15 protein-coding genes are annotated in these 18,019 nt (G+C 67.9%); 9 read left to right on the top strand and 6 right to left on the bottom strand.

Going from position 1 to position 18,019, the window contains the following annotated elements; all coding sequences use genetic code 11:
• Positions 1–53: 53 nt before the first annotated feature.
• Both B4A39_RS07110 and B4A39_RS07115 read right to left on the bottom strand, forming a co-directional pair.
• Complete coding sequence (locus tag B4A39_RS07110) at positions 54–959, bottom strand: dienelactone hydrolase family protein (protein WP_292034756.1); 906 nt, start codon at positions 957–959, stop codon at positions 54–56.
• Positions 960–1,033: 74 nt separating this feature from the next.
• Entirely contained in the window at positions 1,034–1,657 is a 624-nt protein-coding gene (locus B4A39_RS07115; protein ID WP_292034758.1) for an alpha-ketoglutarate-dependent dioxygenase AlkB, read from the bottom strand.
• A gap of 269 nt (positions 1,658–1,926) precedes the next feature.
• On the opposite strand from B4A39_RS07115, the gene dnaK reads away from it, so the two are divergent.
• The 4 genes from dnaK (at position 1,927) to B4A39_RS07135 (ending at position 6,891) form a co-directional block, all read left to right on the top strand.
• A complete protein-coding gene (gene dnaK / locus B4A39_RS07120) occupies positions 1,927–3,837 on the top strand; it encodes a molecular chaperone DnaK (protein ID WP_292034760.1) in 1,911 nt (636 codons plus the stop codon).
• Positions 3,838–4,022: 185 nt separating this feature from the next.
• Complete coding sequence (gene dnaJ, locus B4A39_RS07125; protein WP_292034761.1) at positions 4,023–5,231, top strand: molecular chaperone DnaJ; 1,209 nt, start codon at positions 4,023–4,025, stop codon at positions 5,229–5,231.
• Positions 5,228–5,977, top strand: coding sequence for a 4-hydroxy-tetrahydrodipicolinate reductase (gene dapB, locus B4A39_RS07130; RefSeq protein ID WP_292034763.1), 750 nt, complete (start codon positions 5,228–5,230; stop codon positions 5,975–5,977). The genes dnaJ and dapB overlap by 4 nt, the downstream gene beginning before the upstream one ends.
• A 5-nt stretch (positions 5,978–5,982) precedes the next feature.
• Positions 5,983–6,891, top strand: a complete 909-nt coding sequence (locus B4A39_RS07135) for a DMT family transporter (protein WP_292034766.1) — start codon at positions 5,983–5,985, stop codon at positions 6,889–6,891.
• Positions 6,892–6,894: 3 nt separating this feature from the next.
• On the opposite strand, the gene dut is transcribed toward B4A39_RS07135, so the two are convergent.
• Together dut and coaBC are read right to left on the bottom strand one after the other, a co-directional pair.
• Positions 6,895–7,344, bottom strand: a complete 450-nt coding sequence (dut, locus tag B4A39_RS07140; RefSeq protein ID WP_292034768.1) for a dUTP diphosphatase — start codon at positions 7,342–7,344, stop codon at positions 6,895–6,897.
• 12 nt (positions 7,345–7,356) lie between these two features.
• Positions 7,357–8,580: a bifunctional phosphopantothenoylcysteine decarboxylase/phosphopantothenate--cysteine ligase CoaBC gene (coaBC, locus tag B4A39_RS07145; protein WP_292034770.1), complete on the bottom strand. Its 1,224-nt coding sequence runs from the start codon at positions 8,578–8,580 to the stop codon at positions 7,357–7,359.
• 134 nt (positions 8,581–8,714) lie between these two features.
• Between coaBC and B4A39_RS07150 the strand changes: the two genes are divergently transcribed.
• The 3 genes from B4A39_RS07150 to B4A39_RS07160 all read left to right on the top strand — a co-directional run bounded on the left by B4A39_RS07150 (position 8,715) and on the right by B4A39_RS07160 (position 10,304).
• Positions 8,715–9,218 carry an S-type pyocin family protein gene (locus tag B4A39_RS07150; RefSeq protein WP_292034772.1) on the top strand — a complete coding sequence of 168 codons (504 nt, stop codon included), beginning with the start codon at positions 8,715–8,717 and terminating at the stop codon, positions 9,216–9,218.
• A gap of 196 nt (positions 9,219–9,414) precedes the next feature.
• Positions 9,415–9,720 (top strand): hypothetical protein, encoded by a 306-nt coding sequence (locus B4A39_RS07155; protein WP_292034774.1) that lies wholly within the window; start codon positions 9,415–9,417, stop codon positions 9,718–9,720.
• 188 nt (positions 9,721–9,908) lie between these two features.
• Positions 9,909–10,304, top strand: a complete 396-nt coding sequence (locus B4A39_RS07160) for a hypothetical protein (protein ID WP_292034775.1) — start codon at positions 9,909–9,911, stop codon at positions 10,302–10,304.
• A gap of 451 nt (positions 10,305–10,755) precedes the next feature.
• Here B4A39_RS07160 and B4A39_RS07165 read toward each other — a convergent pair whose 3' ends face one another.
• Positions 10,756–11,619: a glutamate racemase gene (locus B4A39_RS07165; RefSeq protein ID WP_292034777.1), complete on the bottom strand. Its 864-nt coding sequence runs from the start codon at positions 11,617–11,619 to the stop codon at positions 10,756–10,758.
• 203 nt (positions 11,620–11,822) lie between these two features.
• On the opposite strand from B4A39_RS07165, the gene B4A39_RS07170 reads away from it, so the two are divergent.
• Together B4A39_RS07170 and corA are read left to right on the top strand one after the other, a co-directional pair.
• Positions 11,823–13,925: a M3 family metallopeptidase gene (locus B4A39_RS07170; RefSeq protein WP_292034779.1), complete on the top strand. Its 2,103-nt coding sequence runs from the start codon at positions 11,823–11,825 to the stop codon at positions 13,923–13,925.
• Positions 13,926–14,114: 189 nt separating this feature from the next.
• The gene (corA, locus tag B4A39_RS07175) at positions 14,115–15,080 is read left to right on the top strand and encodes a magnesium/cobalt transporter CorA (RefSeq protein ID WP_292034781.1); all 966 of its coding nucleotides are present in this window, start codon (positions 14,115–14,117) and stop codon (positions 15,078–15,080) included.
• Here corA and ppc read toward each other — a convergent pair whose 3' ends face one another.
• A complete protein-coding gene (gene ppc, locus B4A39_RS07180; protein WP_292034785.1) occupies positions 15,081–17,777 on the bottom strand; it encodes a phosphoenolpyruvate carboxylase in 2,697 nt (898 codons plus the stop codon). It lies immediately after the preceding gene.
• Positions 17,778–18,019 lie beyond the last annotated feature (242 nt).

An 18,019-nucleotide genomic window follows, 5' to 3' on the forward strand; every position in this document is an offset into this window, starting at 1 on the left:
AGTGAGAACGAGAAAGGCCCGGGCGGACGCTCCGGGCCTTTTTTGTCAGCGGGTCAGTGTTTCAGCCGCGCCTCGAACAGGGCCAGCAGCCGCCGCCAGCCGTCTTTCGCATCCGCCTCGCGGTAGCTGGTCCGATAGTCGGCGTGGAAGCCGTGCGGGGCGTCGTCGTAGAGGATGATCTCGCTGTCCGCCTTGCCCGCTGCGGCCAGGGCGTCGTTCATCGCCTTGACCGTGTCGTTGGGAATTCCGCCGTCCTGCCCGCCATAGAGGCCCAGCACAGGAGCCTTCAGGTCGGCCGCCAGATCGATCGGCCAGGGACGGCCCGCCGTCTTCTGCTCATCGGTGGCCGTGGCGGCGGGGGCCAGGCGGCCGTACCAGGCCACCCCGGCGTCGAGGGCGTCGAAGCGGGCGCAGGCCTGCCACACCACCTTGCCGCCCCAGCAGAAGCCGGTGATCCCGACCTTGTCGGCCCTGGCCCAGGCCTGCTGACCCAGCCATGTCAGGGTGGCCTCGATGTCGCCCATCACCTGTTCGTAACCGGCCTTGGCGACGATCTGCTGGATGCGCGCCATGTCGCTGAGAGGCGCAGGGTCTTCCTCGCGCACGAAGAAGGCCGGGGCGACGGCGGCGTAGCCGGCCTTGGCCAGCCTGCGGCAGAGGTCGCGGATGTATTCGTGCACGCCGAAGATCTCGGACACCACGATGACCACGGGGAAGGGCCCGTCGCCTTCGGGCCGGGCGACATAGGCGGGCAGATCGAAACCGTCGGCGGAGCGGTAGGAGACGGTCGCGGTCGTCAGGCCGGCGCTGTCGGTCGTGACGGGGCTGGCGGACTGGCTCAGGGCGGCGGGAGCGTAGGCGGCGAAGGCCACGCCGCCCAGGGCGGCCACGCCCAGGCTGCGGCGGCTGGGGGCGATCTGGTCGGGGCTCAGGCCTTCGGGCCGGGTGATCAGGGTCATCGCGGGTCTCCGGTGCGGCGTCACAAGTGAGGACGGGACTGTGGCCCGGCTTTGACGTCCCCGTCGAGTCCCGATCAGCGCGCCCGTCTCAGCGTCAGATTGATCCGCCCGCCGCCGGGGACCAGCCGGGACGATCCCGCCAGCAACCGGTCGATCCCGTGCCGCGCCAGCCGGGCCGGTCCCGTCAGGGCGCAGACGTCGCCCGAGGCCAGCTTGAGGCTGTGGGTCCTGCCGCCCTCGGCGGGGCCGATGCGGAACACCGCCGTATCGCCCAGCGACACCGACAGGACCGGCGCGGTCAGGTCGGCTTCGTCGCGGTCCTGATGCAGGCCCATCTTCGCCTCGCCCCGATAGAGGTTGACCAGACAGGCGTCGGGCGGGACAGGCCAGCCGGTCAGGGCGTCCCACAGGTCGAGCAGGCTCTGCGGCATGGCCGGCCAGGGCTGGCCGGTGACGGGGTGGGTCGTTTGATAGCGATAGCCCGCGCGGTCCGAGACCCAGGCCAGCGGCCCCAGCCCGGTCATCTCCACCGAAAACGGCCGCCCGCCCGGTGTCACCGGGCGATAGAAGGGCGCCGCCTCCGCCGCCGCCAGGACCTCGTTCAACAGGGCTTGTTGCGCGCCTGCGTCCAGCGCGCCCGGCCACAGGCGAAAGCCGGGCAGGCCGGTCGGGGTTTCGCGGAAAGACGGGCGGTTCATGCGTCAAATGTAGGCCGTCGGACCGCGACCGTCACGAAACGCCACCGAATCCGGCTCGAACCGCACGAAACCCTTGCAGCCCCTGCGGTCTTTCCCATATCCGGGCCAGTCTGGAAGAAACCCCGTAATTCTTGGGGCTTTCGACCGAAACCATTCAACCCGCCCGACCGGACGTCCGGAACGGCTTTCAGCCCAACTGGGGGCGGTCACGCGCGGCGCTTTTCGAAGGCCGCCGCATCGCCCGCCGCAAGGAGTGAAAAGACAAGCTCATGGCCAAGATCATCGGCATCGACCTCGGCACGACCAACTCGTGCGTCGCCGTCATGGACGGCAAGAACCCCAAGGTCATCGAAAACGCCGAAGGCAACCGCACGACCCCGTCGGTCGTGGCGATCCAGGACAGCGGCGAAGTGCTCGTCGGCCAGCCTGCGCGTCGTCAGGCGGTCACGAACCCGACCAACACCTTCTTCGCCATCAAGCGCCTGATCGGCCGCAATTTCGATGACCCGGTGGTGGCCAAGGACAAGGGCATGGTGCCCTACGAGATCGTCAAGGGTCCGACGGGCGACGCCTGGGTGCGCGCCCACGGCAAGGACTATTCCCCGCAACAGGTTTCGGCCTTCACCCTCGGCAAGATGAAGGAGGCCGCGGAGGCCTATCTCGGCGAGACCGTGACCCAGGCCGTCATCACCGTTCCGGCCTACTTCAACGACGCCCAGCGTCAGGCGACCAAGGACGCCGGCAAGATCGCCGGTCTGGAAGTCCTGCGCATCATCAACGAGCCGACCGCCGCTGCTCTGGCCTATGGCCTTGAGAAGCATGACGGCCAGAAGATCGCCGTCTACGACCTGGGCGGCGGCACCTTCGACGTCTCGATCCTCGAGATCGGCGACGGCGTCTTCGAGGTGAAGTCCACCAACGGCGACACCTTCCTGGGCGGCGAGGACTTCGACCTGCGTCTGGTCGACTACCTGGCCGACGAGTTCAAGAAGGAGCAGGGCGTCGATCTTCGGACCGACAAGCTGGCCCTGCAGCGCCTGAAGGAAGAGGCCGAGAAGGCCAAGAAGGAGCTGTCCTCGACCACCCAGTACGAGGTCAACCTGCCGTTCATCACCATGAACGCCTCGGGCCCGCTGCACCTGAACATCAAGCTGTCGCGCGCCAAGCTGGAAGCCCTGGTCGACGACCTGATCCAGCGCACGATCGAGCCCTGCAAGAAGGCCCTGGCCGACGCCGGTCTGAAGGCCGGCGACATCGACGAGGTCGTTCTGGTCGGCGGCATGACCCGCATGCCCAAGGTCGTGGAAGCCGTGAAGGCCTTCTTCGGCAAGGAGCCGCACAAGGGTGTGAACCCTGACGAAGTCGTCGCCCTGGGCGCCGCCGTTCAGGCCGGCGTGCTGCAAGGCGACGTCAAGGACGTGCTGCTGCTGGACGTGACCCCGCTGACCCTGGGCATCGAAACCCTTGGCGGCGTCTTCACCCCGCTGATCGAGCGCAACACCACCATCCCGACCAAGAAGAGCCAGGTCTTCTCGACCGCCGACGACAACCAGTCGGCCGTGACGATCCGGGTCTTCCAGGGCGAGCGCCCGATGGCGTCGGACAACAAGGTCCTGGGTCAGTTCGACCTGATGGGCATTCCGCCGGCGCCGCGCGGCATGCCGCAGATCGAGGTCGCCTTCGACATCGACGCCAACGGCATCGTCCACGTGACCGCCAAGGACAAGGCGACCAACAAGGAGCAGTCGATCCGCATCCAGGCCAACGGCGGCCTGTCGGACGCCGACATCGAGAAGATGGTCAAGGAAGCCGAGGCCAACGCCGCGGCCGACAAGACCCGCAAGGAACTGGTCGAGGCCCAGAACGGCGCCGACAGCCTGATCCACTCGACCGAGAAGGCCCTGTCGGAACACGGCGACAAGGTCGACGACGCGACCAAGGCGGCCATCCAGTCCGCCCTGGACGACTTGAAGTCGGCCAAGGACGGTTCGGACCCGGAAGCCATCCGCGAGAAGACCAACACCCTGGCCCAGGCCTCGATGAAGCTGGGCGAGGCCATGTATGCGGCCCAGCAGGGCGCCGGTGAAGACGGCGCGTCGGAAGCTCCGGCCGACGACGGCGTGGTCGACGCCGAGTTCGAGGAAGTGTCCGACGCGGACGACGACAAGAAGAACGCGTAACGAAACGCGGCCTATGACGACCGGCCCCGCTTGCCAGACGGCAGGCGGGGCCGTTTCATAAAACTTGCATCATTCGACCGGGCGCCCATGTCAGCAGGCGTGATCTCCCGGTCATCCGCGATCGCACGATCCGAGGCTCAACACGGACGGCGGACACGGCGGGACAGTAAGAGGACGAACGCCTGATGGCGCAGCGTGACTATTACGAAATTCTGGGGGTCGAGCGGACCATCGACGCGGCGGGCCTGAAATCGGCCTATCGCAAGCTGGCCATGGTTCACCACCCCGACCGCAACGGCGGCTCGGAAGAATCCCTCGCCCAGTTCAAGGAGATCTCCGAGGCCTATACGGTCCTGTCGGACGATCAGAAGCGCGCGGCCTATGACCGGTTCGGCCATGCGGGCGTGAACGGCGGCGGCGGCGGCGGCGACCCGTTCGGACGCGGCGGCGGACAGGGCTTCCACGACATCAACGACATCTTCTCCCAGGTCTTCGGCGACGCCTTCGGGGACGCCTTCGGCGGCCGGGGCGGCGGGCGCCAGCAGCAGGCGGGACCGCGTCGCGGCTCGGACCTGCGCTATGATCTCGAGATCACCCTGGAGCAGGCCTACAAGGGCGCCGAGGTCGAGATCGCGGTCCCCACCACCATGACCTGCGAGGTCTGCGACGGTTCGGGCGCCAAGGCCGGGACCAAGCCGACGATCTGCTCCACCTGCGGCGGCGCCGGGCGCGTGCGCCAGGCCAACGGCTTCTTCCAGGTCGAGCGCACCTGCCCCCGCTGCGGCGGCTCGGGCGAGATGATCGCCGACCCCTGCGGGACCTGCCATGGCCATGGCCAGGTCCGCAAGAACCGCCAGCTCAGCCTCAAGGTGCCGGCCGGCGTCGACGATGGCTCGCGCATCCGCCTGTCGGGCGAGGGCGAGGCTGGTCAGCGCGGCGGTCCGCGCGGCGACCTCTATGTCTTCCTGTCGGTGCACGACCACGAACTGTTCGAGCGCGACAACCTGGACCTGCTGGTCACGGTGCCCGTGCCGATGACGGTGGCGGCGCTGGGCGGGGTCGTCGACGCCCCCTGCCTGGTGTCGGACGCCTGCGACGGCAAGTGCAAGGCCACGGTGGAGGTGCCGGCCGGCGCCCAGACCGGCAAGACCGTCCGCATCAAGGGCAAGGGCATGCCCCACCTGAACGGCCGCCAGCGCGGCGATCTGGTGGTCGAGCTGTTCGTCGAGACCCCGACCGACCTGACCCCGCGTCAGAAGGAACTGATGCAGGAGCTTGCGGCCTCGTTCGGAGAGAGCCAGAATCCGCGCAACTCCAGTTTCGCCGGCAAGGCCAAGCGGTTCTGGGCCGATATTCTGGGCGGCGACGCTGACAATCCGAAAGAGACTGCGTGAGCGACATCTTCCACGCCGGCATCTCCGGCGCCCGGGGCCGTATGGGCCGCGCCGTTTCGCAGGTTCTGGACGCCCGTGAGGACGTGGTGGTCGCCACCCGGTTCGATCGCGGCGAGACGCCCGACCTGAACCTGTGCGACGTGGTCATCGACTTCTCGACGCCTGAAGCCTCGGTCGAGCTGGCCGGGGCCTGCGCCGAGCGCGGCGGGCCGGCCCTGGTCATCGGCTCCACCGGCCTGTCGCCGGAACAGGACGCCCTGATCGAGGCGGCGGCGGAAAAGATCGCCATCGTGCGCAGCGGCAACTTCTCGCTGGGCCTCAACATCCTGATCGGCCTGGTCGAGCACGCGGCCCAGCGTCTGGACGGTCGCGACTGGGACATCGAGGTGCTGGAGACCCATCATCGGCGCAAGGTGGACGCCCCTTCGGGCACCGCTCTGATGCTGGGCGAGGCCGCCGCCAACGGCCGGGGCCGCGATCTGGAAGACCTGAAGACCGCCCCCTATGACGGCATCACCGGCCCGCGCGAGCCGGGCAAGATCGGCTTCGCCTCCCTGCGCGCCGGCGGCGTCATCGGCGAGCATACTGTGCTGTTCGGTTCGGACGACGAACTGCTGACCCTGTCGCACTCGGCCATCGACCGGTCGCTGTTCGCCAAGGGCGCCGTGGCCGCCGCCGCCTGGGTGCGCAACCGCCGCCCGGGCCTCTATGACATGCAGGACGTGCTCGGCTTCCGCCAGGCCTGAGGCGGATGATCCGGCACGGCGCCAGCTATGGCATGACGCTGCGGCTCGCCTCGGCCCTCAGCTTCTCCCTGATGTACGCCCTGATGAAGTGGGGGGCGACGCTCGAGCCGGTCTCGGCCGGGGAGATGGTCTTCTATCGCTCTCTGTTCGGCCTGCCGATCGTGCTGATCTGGATCCTGAGCAGCCGGGGGGGACTGGCCGCGATCTCGACGCGCCGGCCCATGGTCCACGTCTGGCGGTGCGGCCTGGGCGTGACGGGCATCCTGCTGATCTTCCAGGGCTTGCGGCTGCTACCCCTGGCCGACGCCACCACCATCGGCTTCACCGCCCCCATCTTCGCCACCCTGCTGTCCATCCTCTTCCTCAAGGAGAAGGTCGGGCCGCACCGCTGGACGGCGGTGGCCCTGGGCTTCCTCGGGGTCCTGATCATGGTGCGGCCCGGCGCCGAGGGCGCGCCGCCGCTGGCTGGTCTGCTGTTCGCCCTGGGCGGAGCCTTCGTCGCCGCCTCGGTCACCGTGACCCTGCGTCAGCTGGGCAGGACGGAGAAGGCCACCGCCATCGTCTTCTGGTTCTTCGTCGCCTGCGCCACCGTGGGCGGGGCTCTCGCCCTGATCGACGGCCATAGTCACAGCTGGCGGGTGATCGCCATCCTGGCGGCGGGCGGCCTCGCGGGCGGATTGGCCCAGCTGCTGATGACCACCTCGCTGCAGCACGCCCCGGTCTCGACCCTGGCGCCCCTCGACTACCTGCAGATGGTCGGCGCCGTGATCCTGGGCTGGCTTCTGCTCAGCGACGTGCCGACGACCGCGACCTTGGCGGGCGCCGCCCTGATCGTGGGCAGCGGCCTCTACACCGCCTGGCGCGAGCGCGTGCTGAGCCGCGAGATCACGCCGCCGTCGGGTTCGGCGGTCTGAGCCTCAGCGGCCGGTCGAGCCGAAGCCGCCCGCGCCGCGCGCAGTCTCGTCCAGGGCCTCGACCTCGGCCATGACGGCCTGGGCGTAGGGCGCAATCACCATCTGGGCGATGCGTTCGCCGCGCTGAATCTCGAAGGGGATCTGGCCGTGGTTGATCAGGATGACCCCGACCTCGCCGCGATAGTCGCTGTCGATGGTGCCGGGGGCGTTCAGGCAGGTGACGCCGTGCTTCAGGGCCAGGCCCGAGCGAGGCCGCACCTGGGCCTCATAGCCCGGCTCCAGCGCGATCTTCAGGCCGGTGGGGATCAGCCGGCGCTCGCCCGGCGCCAGGACCACCGGTTCGAACTCGGGCAGGGCGGCGCGCAGGTCCATGCCCGCCGATCCCGTCGTCTCATAGGCGGGCAGGGCCAGGCCCTCGGCGTGGGGCAGGCGTTCGACGCGGACGGTGGTCATCAGGAAAGTCTCTCAGGCCTTGAAGTGATCGGCGATGCGTTGGGCGATCTTCCTCGCCACCTCGCCCTTGGACTGGCGCGGCCAGGGCTCGGCGCCGTCGCGGGTGAACAGGGTCACGGTGTTGCCGTCCGAGCCGAAGACGTCGTCGGAGACGTCGTTGCCGACGATCCAGTCGCAGCCCTTCTTCGACAGCTTGGCGCGGGCGTTGGCCTCCAGATCGCTCGTCTCGGCGGCGAAGCCGACCACCAGCCCGGGCCGCTTCGGTCCGGGCGCGGAGACGCCGGCCAGGATGTCGGGGTTCTCGATCAGGGCCAGGGACGGCGGGCCGCCCGGCTTCTTCTTGATCTTGCCGGAGGCGACGCCGTCCACGCGCCAGTCGGCGACGGCGGCGCTCATCACGGCGATATCGGCAGGCAGATGGGCCTCGACGGCGGCCTTCATCTCGGTCGCGGCCTCGACCCACAGGCGGGTGACGCCGACGGGGGCTTCCAGGGCCACGGGGCCGGAGATCAGGGTCACCTCGGCGCCCAGCTCGGCCAGGGCGGCGGCCACCGCATAGCCCTGCTTGCCGCTGGAGCGGTTGGTCAGGCCCCGCACCGGATCGATGGGCTCGAAGGTCGGCCCGGCGGTGACGACGGCGGTCTTGCCGGTCAGCGGGCGGCCGTCCGGGCCGGCCAGCAAACGGGCGATCTCGTCGAGGATGACGGCCGGCTCGGCCATCCGGCCGGGGCCGAACTCGCCGCAGGCCATCTCGCCCTCGTCGGGTCCGACCACGGCCACGCCGTGGAAGCCGTCAAAGCTCTTCAGCCGCTCGACATTGGCCTGAACCGCCGGGTGCAGCCACATGCGCACGTTCATGGCCGGAGCCAGCAGCACCTTCTTGTCGGTGGCCAGCAGGGTGGTCGAGGCCAAGTCGTCGGCCAGGCCGTTGGCGGCCTTGGCGATCAGGCCCGCCGTCGCCGGCGCCACCACCACCAGATCGGCCCAGCGCGACAGCTCGATATGGCCCATGGCCGTCTCGTCCTCGGGCATGAACAGGGCCTGGCGCACGGGATGGCCGGTCAGGGCCGCCAGCGACATGGGGGTGACGAACTCGGCCCCGGCGGGGGTCAGCAGGCTCATCACCTCGGCCCCGGCCTTCTTCAGCAGGCGCGTCAGCTCCAATGCCTTGTAGCCGGCGATGCCGCCGCCGACGATCAGCAGGACCTTGCGGCCGGAAAGCGAGGATGCGGTCATGAGGAATCTCTAGCGGGACCGCATGACGCCGTCGAGACAGCCGGACATCCCGACATAAATGTCAGTAGGAACATTGCGGGAACGATCGGACTGTGCATACCTGCGTTCACCGGGTTCTTCAGGGAGGGTGACCCATGCGATTTCAGATGATAGCGGGCGTCTGTGCGGCGCTGGCTCTGGCCGGGTGCGACAGCGGCGGCTCGGCGGTCGAGACGCGCGACCGGTCGGCGGCCGAGCCGGTGACCCTCATCTCGGCGGCGGCGCCCGACGCCGAGGCGGAGGCGGCGCCCGAAGCCAGGCCGTCAGTCACGGCCAACCGGCGCGAAACCGCCGACGCCAAGATCCAGCGTCTGTATGAACGCAACGGCGCGGCATTCGGGGCGAAGTCGGCGGACGACTATCTGAGGAAGGTGCTGGCCTTCACCGAGGCGACGCCCAAGGGGACCGAAACGGTCAAGCGCCCGAACGGCGACACCCGCTATTATCAGGCCTCGACCAACACCTTCGCCGTGGTGGACCGCGACGGGGTGCCGCGCACCATGTTCAAGCCCGACGACGGTCCGGCCTACTGGGCGCAGCAGAAGGAGCGGGCCCCGACCTTCGGTCAGCGCCGCTCAGGCGCGCGCGCCGAGGAATAGGCTCAGCGCCTGGACGACGGAAGCAGACCCGGCGAATGTCCGGCAAGGGTGGGAAGCAGACCGAGACTACCGGGGCCTAGCGGCGTCACCCCGCCTCCGTGTAGGTCCGCAACGGGTCGAAAGCGGCCGTTAGACCAGCCAGACTGTTGGGATGAGATGGAAACCTGATGACCTTGGGGTTTGACTGACCAAAATGATGCCTTGCGATTTCACTGATCTAAACGGGCAACAGTCCATCCTCGATCTCGACGCGGTGATCGACGTGGTCGATGGCTGGAGTGGGCGGAGGGAGGGGTGGCAGGCTTTTGTGATTTACGAACCAAACACAAAACGCTTGGTCGAACTTCAAAGCACGGTGCCGGATGTGCGAGGCAACTCCGCCGATGAAGCCAACGAAGTCACAGACCGGTATGTAATCGACACCTTCGGTTTGACTGAAGGTCAGCTTGCACGGTTGCGGCGTAGCCCTGAACAATGGACGTTCATTCGCCGTCGTATCTGACACTCGAGCGGACCTGCCAAACGTCCCCTATGGGTCGACTTGCGAAATAGGCGCCCGGCCTGAAAGCAGACATTCCGCTGATCGCCAGAAAACGGACATCGCCAGCTTCAGCTAGGGGTGGGAAGCGGACAGCATCCCGCTATTACTTGGGATGCAGGCTAGGATCTGCCCCTAGATCGGGAGAACTAATGCGCACGCCTATTTTCAAGGCTCTCACAGGGCCAAGACTCGCCATCTGCGCTAGCATCGGTGTCCTAGCCTTATGGCTCGCGGACTATTTCAGCCTGTTGCCAAAAGCCGCCTCCGAAGTCCTGTCACTGGCATTTGGAGTTCTGTTTTTCGCCTACATTCTGATCCTGTTCGATCAACGACTTAGGGCTAGAGGCAAGAATGGTTGGTGGCTGATTTTGTTTTTCGGGCCCGCAGTGACTTCCATATTTGCAATGTCGTTTATTCCGCTCAGCAACCAAAAGGCCTTGCTACTCTCGGTTATACTCACCTTCTGTTTTTGCTCTCCGTTCGCCTTGTGGGGCGTTTTCGAGATCGGCGCCAAGTCGCGATCCGACGAACGTGTTCCCCGCTAAGCAGATTTGAGCGTCCGCAACGAGTCGCGAAGCGGAAATAGGCGCGCCGCCATCCAAGCGTCCTTGGCGGCGATTTCGTCGGCTTTGTCTGGTGGTCGCGACCTGCCCCGAGTCCGAAGCTCGCCTCCAGGGGCGGTCATCTTTGGATCAGGTCCGAGGCGGGCGGCGAGCGGGGGGCTTGCGTCTGGCGAAGCGACGACCCCGAATGCGCGCCATATTCTTTTCACCGACGCCTTCAACCTAGCCGCAGCGGGCGTTTGCGCCGTGAAACCCCGCTTGAACGCGCCGCAGTTCAGCGCGCTGCTAGGATGCGCTCTGGTCTTTGACAGAGTCTGGCGTTGGCGGGAGGAGGTCGAACGGATCGACAAGGACCGCCCGATCTCCGCTTCGGCCCTATTGCACGAGTTGCACTGTTTTTTTCACGCCACGGTGCAATCGGCCCCCCGTCGGCTCAGGCGGCGTCGAAGGTCAGGGGCGCGCCCCAGAACTGGGCCACCAGGTCAGACTGCGGACCGGGCGTCCCGGTGGTCAGGAAGTCGCGGCGGGCCGAGGTCCCCAGGTCGTATTCCGGGTGGCGGGCGAAATAGCGTTCCAGCGAGTCGGCCACGGCGGCGGGCTGGCTGATCACCTGGACCCCGGCGGGCAGGGCGGCGGCGAACAGGTCGGCGACGATCTCATAGTGGGTGCAGCCCAGAATGGCCTTGTCCGGGTGGCGGCCGATGCGGCGGCGCAGGGCGTCGACGTGGTCGTCGACCACCACCTTCAGTTCTTCGGCAGGGGCGCCCAGTTCGATCAGGCCGGCCAGCCCGGGGCAGGGCTCGGTGAAGACGGCCAGGTCCTCTCGGCGCTTGTCGATCTCGATCTCGTAGACGCGGCTCATGGCCGTGGCGGCGGTGCAGAAGACGCCGGTGATGTCGATCGCCTCCTTCTTCTGGCCTTCCATCCGCCCGTTGCGTTCGGCCTCGTAGGACCAGGGCAGGCCGGTGGCCGCCTCGATGGTGGGGACGATGATGCCCAGGACGTTGACCGGACGGCCCAGCTTCTCGCGCATACCCGGGATCCAGGTCTGCTGCAGACGGCGCAGGGCGATGGCCGAGGCGGTGTTGCAGGCCAGGACCACGACCGAGGCGCCCGCCTCGAACAGGCGCTCGCAACCCGCGCGCGTCAGCTCGACGATGTCCTCGCCGCCGCGACCGCCATAGGGGGCGTGTCCCTGGTCGCCCAGGTAGATGAAGTCCCGCGTCGGAAAGCGGGTCACAAGTTCGCGGTGGACCGTCAGTCCGCCCACGCCGGAGTCGAAAACGCCTATCGCCATAACGCGGCCTTTAGACCCGTGGGGTTCCGTCGTCCAATGGTTAGGATTACATCAGGCGCATACGACGGTCCGGGCGAAGGTTCCGGGGATGTCAGAACCGCTATGGTTGGGAGACCTGGATGCACAGACGCCATCTTCTCATCGGGGGCGCGAGCCTCTTCGCCCTGACGGGTTGCGCCTCCGCCGGCGCCATGGAGAACGGAATGACGGGACCGACCGCCGCTTCCCTGTCGACCGCTGACGAAGCGCGCATCGCCCGCGCCGTCCTGCCCGCCGCCACGCCGCGCGCCGAGCTGCTGCAGGTCTGGACCGGCCCCTATGAAGGCGTCCCCCCCTGGGACAAGGTGACCGCGCCCAAGATGCGCGAAGCCATCCTGGAAGGCATCGAGCTGCAACGCGCCGACATCGCCGCCATCGCCAACAACCCTGACGCCCCGACCTTCGCCAACACCCTGGTGGCGATGGAGCTGGTCGGCGAGCCGCTGGACCGGGCCATGAACGTGTTCAGCGTCATGACCTCGAACATCGGCGGCGACCAGTGGGACGCCCTCGAGACCGAGCTGTCGCCCATCCTCTCGGCCGCCTCGGACGAGATCACCTTCAACGAGAAGCTGTTCGCCCGCATCAAGGCCGTGGCCGACGGCGCCGCCGCCGCTGGCCTGAACGCCCAGCAGACCCGTCTGGCCGAGCGCAGCCGCGACGCCTTCGTCCGCAACGGCGCCGCCCTGGACGCCGCCGGCAAGGCCGAGCTGGGCCGCATCAACACCGCCCTGTCGAACGCCTTCACCGGTTTCGGCCAGAAGGTTGTGGCCGACGAGAACACCTGGACCGTCATCTCGAACGAAGCCGGCCTGAAGGGCCTGCCCGCCTCGAACAAGGCCGCCGCCGCCGCCGCCGCGCGCACGCGCAACGTCCAAGGCTGGGCCATCGTCAACACCCGCTCCAGCGTCGACCCCTTCCTGACCTTCGCCGACGACCGGGCCCTGCGCGAGCAGGTGTGGAAGAAGTTCGTCAAGCGCGGCGACAACGGCGACGCCAACGACACCAAGTCGACCATCGCCCAGATCGTGGCCCTGCGTCAGCAGCGCGCCCGGCTGCTCGGCTTCGGCAACCATGCCGACTGGCGCATGCAGGACACCATGGCCAAGACCCCGGCCGCGGCGTCCGAGCTGATGATGCGCGTCTGGGCCCCGGCCAAGGCCCGCGTGGCCGAGGAGGTCGCCGACATGAAGGCGATCGCCGGCTTCGACATCGAGCCCTGGGACTACCTCTACTTCGCCGAGAAGGTCCGCAAGGCCAAGTATGACCTCGATCAGAACGAGCTGAAGCCCTACTTCGAACTGCACGCCGTCCGCGCGGCGTCGTTCTACATGGCCGAGCGCCTGTACGGCTTCGTCTTCAAGCCGCTGGCCAAGGGGACGGTCTCGACCTTCGAGCCCGACGTGACCACCTATGAGGTAACCGACAAGGCCACCGGCAAGCTGATCGGTCTCTACTACGCCGACGACTTCGCCCGTCCGGGCAAGCGTTCGGGCGCCTGGATGACCACCTACCGGTCCTTCTCGACCCTGACCGGCGCAAAGCCGATCCTGGCCTCGAACAACAACAACTTCGTCAAGGCCGAGGAAGGTCAGCCCCTGCTGATCTCGCTCGACGACGCCGAGACCCTGTTCCACGAGTTCGGCCACGCCCTGCACTACTTCTCGTCGGTGGTGACCTATCCGTCGTTCGGCAACACGCCGCGCGACTTCGTGGAATACCCGTCGCAGGTGCATGAGCACTGGGTGCTGAGCCGCCCGATCCTCGACGGCTACATGAAGCACGTCGAGACCAAGCAGCCGATGCCGCAGGCGCTGGTGGACAAGATCGAGGCCTCGTCGACCTTCAACCAGGGCTACGCCACGGTCAGCTACCTGTCCTCGGCCCTGGTCGACATGGACCTGCACACCCAGGCGACGCCGCCGACCGATATCGCGGCCTTCGAGAAGGCCTCGCTGGACCGTCTGGGCATGCCCAAGGAGATCGTGATGCGGCACCGCCTGCCGCAGTTCAACCACCTCTTCACCTCGGACGCCTACTCGGCCGGCTACTACTCCTACCTGTGGTCGGAAGTGATGGACGCCGACACCTGGGCCTACTTCGAGGAGTCCGGCGACGTCTTCAATCCAGAGATCGGCGGCCGCTTCAAGTCGATCATCCTGGCGCCGGGCAACACCACGGACCGCGGCGACGCCTATCGCCAGTTCCGCGGTCGCAACCCCGACGTGGCCGCCCTGCTGAAGGTGCGCGGGTTCCCTGTTTCGTAAGAAGTGGGCCTACCGCCCTTCGGGCTACTTGAGGCCCGTTAGGCGCTAAAATCGGAAAGGCCTGGCAGAGCAATCCGCCGGGCCTTTTCTATTTCTGTTGAGGTGGCGTAAGCCTTGGCCGTGTCACGGGCCGCGTCGGGTCGAGAAGGCGGAGCCTTCTGACCGCGGCCCAACAGGAATGAGGTTCGGATGTCGGTCGTCGCCTCCTATGTCTACAAGGACGGCAAACGCGTGCGGGAGGCGCCGCTGACAGACGCAGGGCTGCGCCTCAAGCCGGGCGAGTATCTGTGGATCGGCCTCTACGAACCGACGGACGAGGAGTTCGAGGGGCTGGTGCGGCGCTTCCGCCTGCATCCTCTTGCGGTCGAGGACGCCCTGTCGGCGCATCAGATGCCCAAGATCGAGGTCTATGGCGGCGAGCTGTTCATCGTCGCCCGCACGGCCCAGAAGGTCGATGACGCCATCCTCTACGGCGAGACCCACGTCTTTGTCGGGGCGCGCTACGTCATCACCATCCGCCATGGTTCGGCCCGCGCCCATACCCAGCTGCGCGCCCAGCTGGAGGCCTCGCCGCTGCAACTGAGGCACGGCGCCGACTTCATCCTGCACGGAGTGCTGGACTTCATCGTCGACGGCTATGTGCCCATCGTCGATGACATCGAGGACAGCGTGCTGGAGATGGAACAGCGTGCGCTGGACAGCTTCCTGTCGCGCGCCGACATCAAGCGGCTGTTCCAGCTTCGCCGTGAGCTGTTGAAGTTCAGTCGCGTTCTGGGGCCGATGGAGGAGGTGGCCAACAGGCTGCAGTCCTTGGACCTGCCCTGCATCGACCGCGAGGTCCGTCCCTATTTCCGTGACGTGGCCGACCATGTGCGGCGCGTCTCCAGCCGGGCGGCGGCGCTGCGCGACATCCTGTCCTCGGTGTTCGAGGTCTCCAACCTGCTGGAGCAGCAGCGACAGGGCGTCATCACCCGCAAGCTGGCCGCCTGGGCCGCCATCCTGGCCACGCCGACGGCCGTGGCCGGCATCTACGGCATGAATTTCGACCACATGCCGGAGTTGCGCTGGACCTATGGCTATCCGGCGGTGATGGGGCTGATCGTCGCCATCTGCCTGGGCCTCTACGTGACCTTCAAGCGGACCAAATGGCTGTGATCAGCCGCTGTTCCGGAGGCCCGCGGCCACGCCGTTGATGGCCAGCAGGATGCCGTTGCGCACGCGCGGATCGTCGTCGCCGGCGCGGCGGCGGCGGATCAGTTCGATCTGGACGTGGTTCAGCGGCTCGACGTAGGGCATGCGCTGGCGGATCAACCGGTCCAGCTCTGGCTGGCCGCCCAGCAGGTCGTCGTGACCGGTGATCGACAGAACGGCGGCCCTGGTGCGGTTCCACTCCTCAAGAATGGCGCCATAGATGCACTCGGCCAGGGCTGAGTCTGGGACCAGTCCGGCGTAGCGCCGGGCGATGGCCATGTCGGCCTTGGCCATCACCATCTCCATGTTCTGGACTACGGTGCGGAAGAAGGGCCAGGCGGCGGCCATGTCGCGCAGCTCGTCGGGGTTTTCGCCCTGAACCGCCGAGCCGAAGCCGTACCAGCCGGGCAGCATGACCCGCGACTGCGACCAACTGAACACCCAGGGAATGGCGCGCAGGTCTTCGATGGCGGTCGAGGTCGAGCGTGAGGCCGGGCGCGACCCGATCTTCAAGTCGGCGATCTCGGCGATGGGCGTGGCGGCGCGGAAATAGTCGACGAAGCCCGGCGTCTCATAGACCAGGGCGCGGTAGGCCTTCATCGAGGCCGCCGACAGGCGCGCCGCGGTTGCGCCGTGTTCGGCGCTGTAGCCGCCATCCGTCTGCGGTCCCAGCGAGGCCAGCAGGGTCCCGCACGTCAGGGCGTCGAGGTTGCGCTGCGCCACCTCGGGCTCGCCGTACTTGTTGGCGATGACCTCGCCCTGTTCGGTGACGCGGATGCGGCCCGCCACGGTTCCGGCGGGCTGGCCCAACACCGCCGAGAAGCTGGACCCGCCGCCGCGTCCGACGGCGCCGCCGCGACCGTGGAACAGCTGGAGCCGGACGCCCGCCGCGCGGGTCACCTCCAGCAGGGCGCGCGAGGCCTCGTGCAACTCCCAGCCCGACGTCAGGTAGGAGCCGTCCTTGTTCGAGTCCGAATAGCCAATCATGACCTCCTGCACGCCGCGCGCGGTGGCCACGGCGCGGGCGGAGGGTTCGGCCAGCACCCGCTCCAGCGTCGGTTGCGAGGCGCGAAGGTCGTCGATGGTCTCGAACAGGGGGGCGGCCTGGATGGGGCAGGCGGCGGGATCGGCCGGGTCGTAGAGGCCGACTTCCTTGAGCAGCAGATAGACCTCCAGCATGTCCGAGGCCGCGTCGGTCTTGGAGACGATGTGGGTGCGGATGGCCTGGGGGCCGAAGGCGGCCAGGGCCTGAGCCGCCGCCTGAAGGATGGCGCGTTCCTTCAGGGTCTCGGGATCATAGGGGGCGTAAGGCGAAAACAGGAGGCGGGGGCTTTCGAGCTCGCGCGCCAGCAAGGCCAGCCGCCTCTCTTCGTCCAGGGCGGCGTAGTCGGGACAGACGCCGGCCACCTTCAGCAGATCGGCCACGACCCGCTCGTGCACGTCCGAGTTCTGACGTAGGTCCAGGGTCGCCATGTGGAAGCCGAAGACGTCGGCGGCCGTGATCAGCCGCGCCAAACGGTCGTCGGCGAAAACCGCGCCGTGGGTGCGGACCAGGCTGTCGTGCAGCACGGCCAGATCGGCGCGGAAGGCGTCGGGACCCTCGTAGGCGGGGGCCTCGAATGAGGCGGGCAAGGGGGCGGGGCCGCCGGTCAGGGCCAGATGGGTCGCCGACAGCCGGGCGTAGATGCGGCTGAGCGCCCGGCGATAGGGCTCGTCCGCGCGCTGGATCGAGGCGTCGGCCGAGCTCTCGGCCAGGGCTGTCAGTTCGGGGGTGACCGTGGTCAGGTCAGCGGACAGGCTGAGCTCTTCGCCCAGCGCGTTCACCTCCTCCAGATAGAAGCGCAGCACGGCGCGCGACTGGGTGCGGAAGGCGGCGGCCAGCACCTCGGCGTCGACATTGGGATTGCCGTCGCGGTCCCCGCCGACCCAGGTGCCGATGCGCAGGAAGGGCGGCAGGTCGGGCGCGTCCAGCAGGGCGCGCCACTCGGCCAACTGGGCCGGGGCGACGTGCAGGAAGATGCGTTGCAGCCAGTCGGTGACGGTGTTGATCTCGTCCTGCACCACCAGACCCGAGGCGCGGGTCAGCCGCGTGGCCCACAGGATGACGATCTGGCGCCGCAGCCCCGCCTTCAGCGCCGTCGGCGAACAGGCGACGCCGTCGCGGTCGCAGCCGTCGAGCAGGGCGCCGACGGCGCCGATGCGATCTATGACGCTCTTTCTGCGCACCTCGGACGGATGGGCGGTCAGGACGGGCGAGATCAGGGCCTGGCTCAGCAGGTCGCGCACAGCCGCCCGGTCCACGCCGGCTGCGTCCAGCCGCTTCAGCGCCCCTTCGGGAGTGTCGGCGCGTTCGCCGGCCACAGCCTGATCGCGAGCCCGACGTTTGCCCGCCCGATCCTCGGCGACATTGGCCAGCAAGGAGAAGGCGGCGAAACCGTGGGTCAGGCCGATGGCCTGATCCAGCGACAGATCCTTGAGCAGGGCTTCCAGCTGCGAAGCGTCGTGCGAGGCCGGGTCGCGGTGATAGGCCACCGAGGCCTGACGCACCGCCTCGATCCGGTCGTAGAGTTCCTGGCCGCCTTCGTCGCGGATCACCTCGCCAAGCAGGGCGCCCAGCAGGCGAACCTCGTCGCGCAGTCGGTCGTCGGCGGCCTGAATCATCGCATTGTCCTTCAGCGGGGAGGCTGGAAGCGGAACCGTATCAGCGGAATCCGAGCCGCCTAGTCCCCATGGTCAACGCTGAAACCCTTTGTGTGGTTGTCGCGACGCCGATGCGGGAGTCGACATTTGCCTGTGGATGCTCCATAAGCCGCGGCTTCCGGCGCAATTGAACCTGCGCCTCCTCCATCACGACCCCCGCTCGATCGGGACGAGGATGGCGAGGACCCTCTGCCGACGTGATC

This window comes from Brevundimonas sp. UBA4553, assembly GCF_002387245.1.
GTDB lineage: Bacteria > Pseudomonadota > Alphaproteobacteria > Caulobacterales > Caulobacteraceae > Brevundimonas.

Excerpts from the sequence above, each read along its gene's own strand:
- B4A39_RS07110 (WP_292034756.1), bottom strand. The coding sequence starts at position 959 with ATGACCCTGATCACCCGGCCCGAAGGCCTGAGCCCCGACCAGATCGCC.
- B4A39_RS07115 (WP_292034758.1), bottom strand. The coding sequence starts at position 1,657 with ATGAACCGCCCGTCTTTCCGCGAAACCCCGACCGGCCTGCCCGGCTTT.
- dnaK (WP_292034760.1), top strand. The coding sequence starts at position 1,927 with ATGGCCAAGATCATCGGCATCGACCTCGGCACGACCAACTCGTGCGTC.
- dnaJ (WP_292034761.1), top strand. The coding sequence starts at position 4,023 with ATGGCGCAGCGTGACTATTACGAAATTCTGGGGGTCGAGCGGACCATC.
- B4A39_RS07135 (WP_292034766.1), top strand. The coding sequence starts at position 5,983 with ATGATCCGGCACGGCGCCAGCTATGGCATGACGCTGCGGCTCGCCTCG.
- dut (WP_292034768.1), bottom strand. The coding sequence starts at position 7,344 with ATGACCACCGTCCGCGTCGAACGCCTGCCCCACGCCGAGGGCCTGGCC.
- coaBC (WP_292034770.1), bottom strand. The coding sequence starts at position 8,580 with ATGACCGCATCCTCGCTTTCCGGCCGCAAGGTCCTGCTGATCGTCGGC.
- B4A39_RS07150 (WP_292034772.1), top strand. The coding sequence starts at position 8,715 with ATGCGATTTCAGATGATAGCGGGCGTCTGTGCGGCGCTGGCTCTGGCC.
- B4A39_RS07155 (WP_292034774.1), top strand. The coding sequence starts at position 9,415 with ATGCCTTGCGATTTCACTGATCTAAACGGGCAACAGTCCATCCTCGAT.
- B4A39_RS07160 (WP_292034775.1), top strand. The coding sequence starts at position 9,909 with ATGCGCACGCCTATTTTCAAGGCTCTCACAGGGCCAAGACTCGCCATC.
- B4A39_RS07165 (WP_292034777.1), bottom strand. The coding sequence starts at position 11,619 with ATGGCGATAGGCGTTTTCGACTCCGGCGTGGGCGGACTGACGGTCCAC.
- B4A39_RS07170 (WP_292034779.1), top strand. The coding sequence starts at position 11,823 with ATGACGGGACCGACCGCCGCTTCCCTGTCGACCGCTGACGAAGCGCGC.
- corA (WP_292034781.1), top strand. The coding sequence starts at position 14,115 with ATGTCGGTCGTCGCCTCCTATGTCTACAAGGACGGCAAACGCGTGCGG.
- ppc (WP_292034785.1), bottom strand. The coding sequence starts at position 17,777 with ATGATTCAGGCCGCCGACGACCGACTGCGCGACGAGGTTCGCCTGCTG.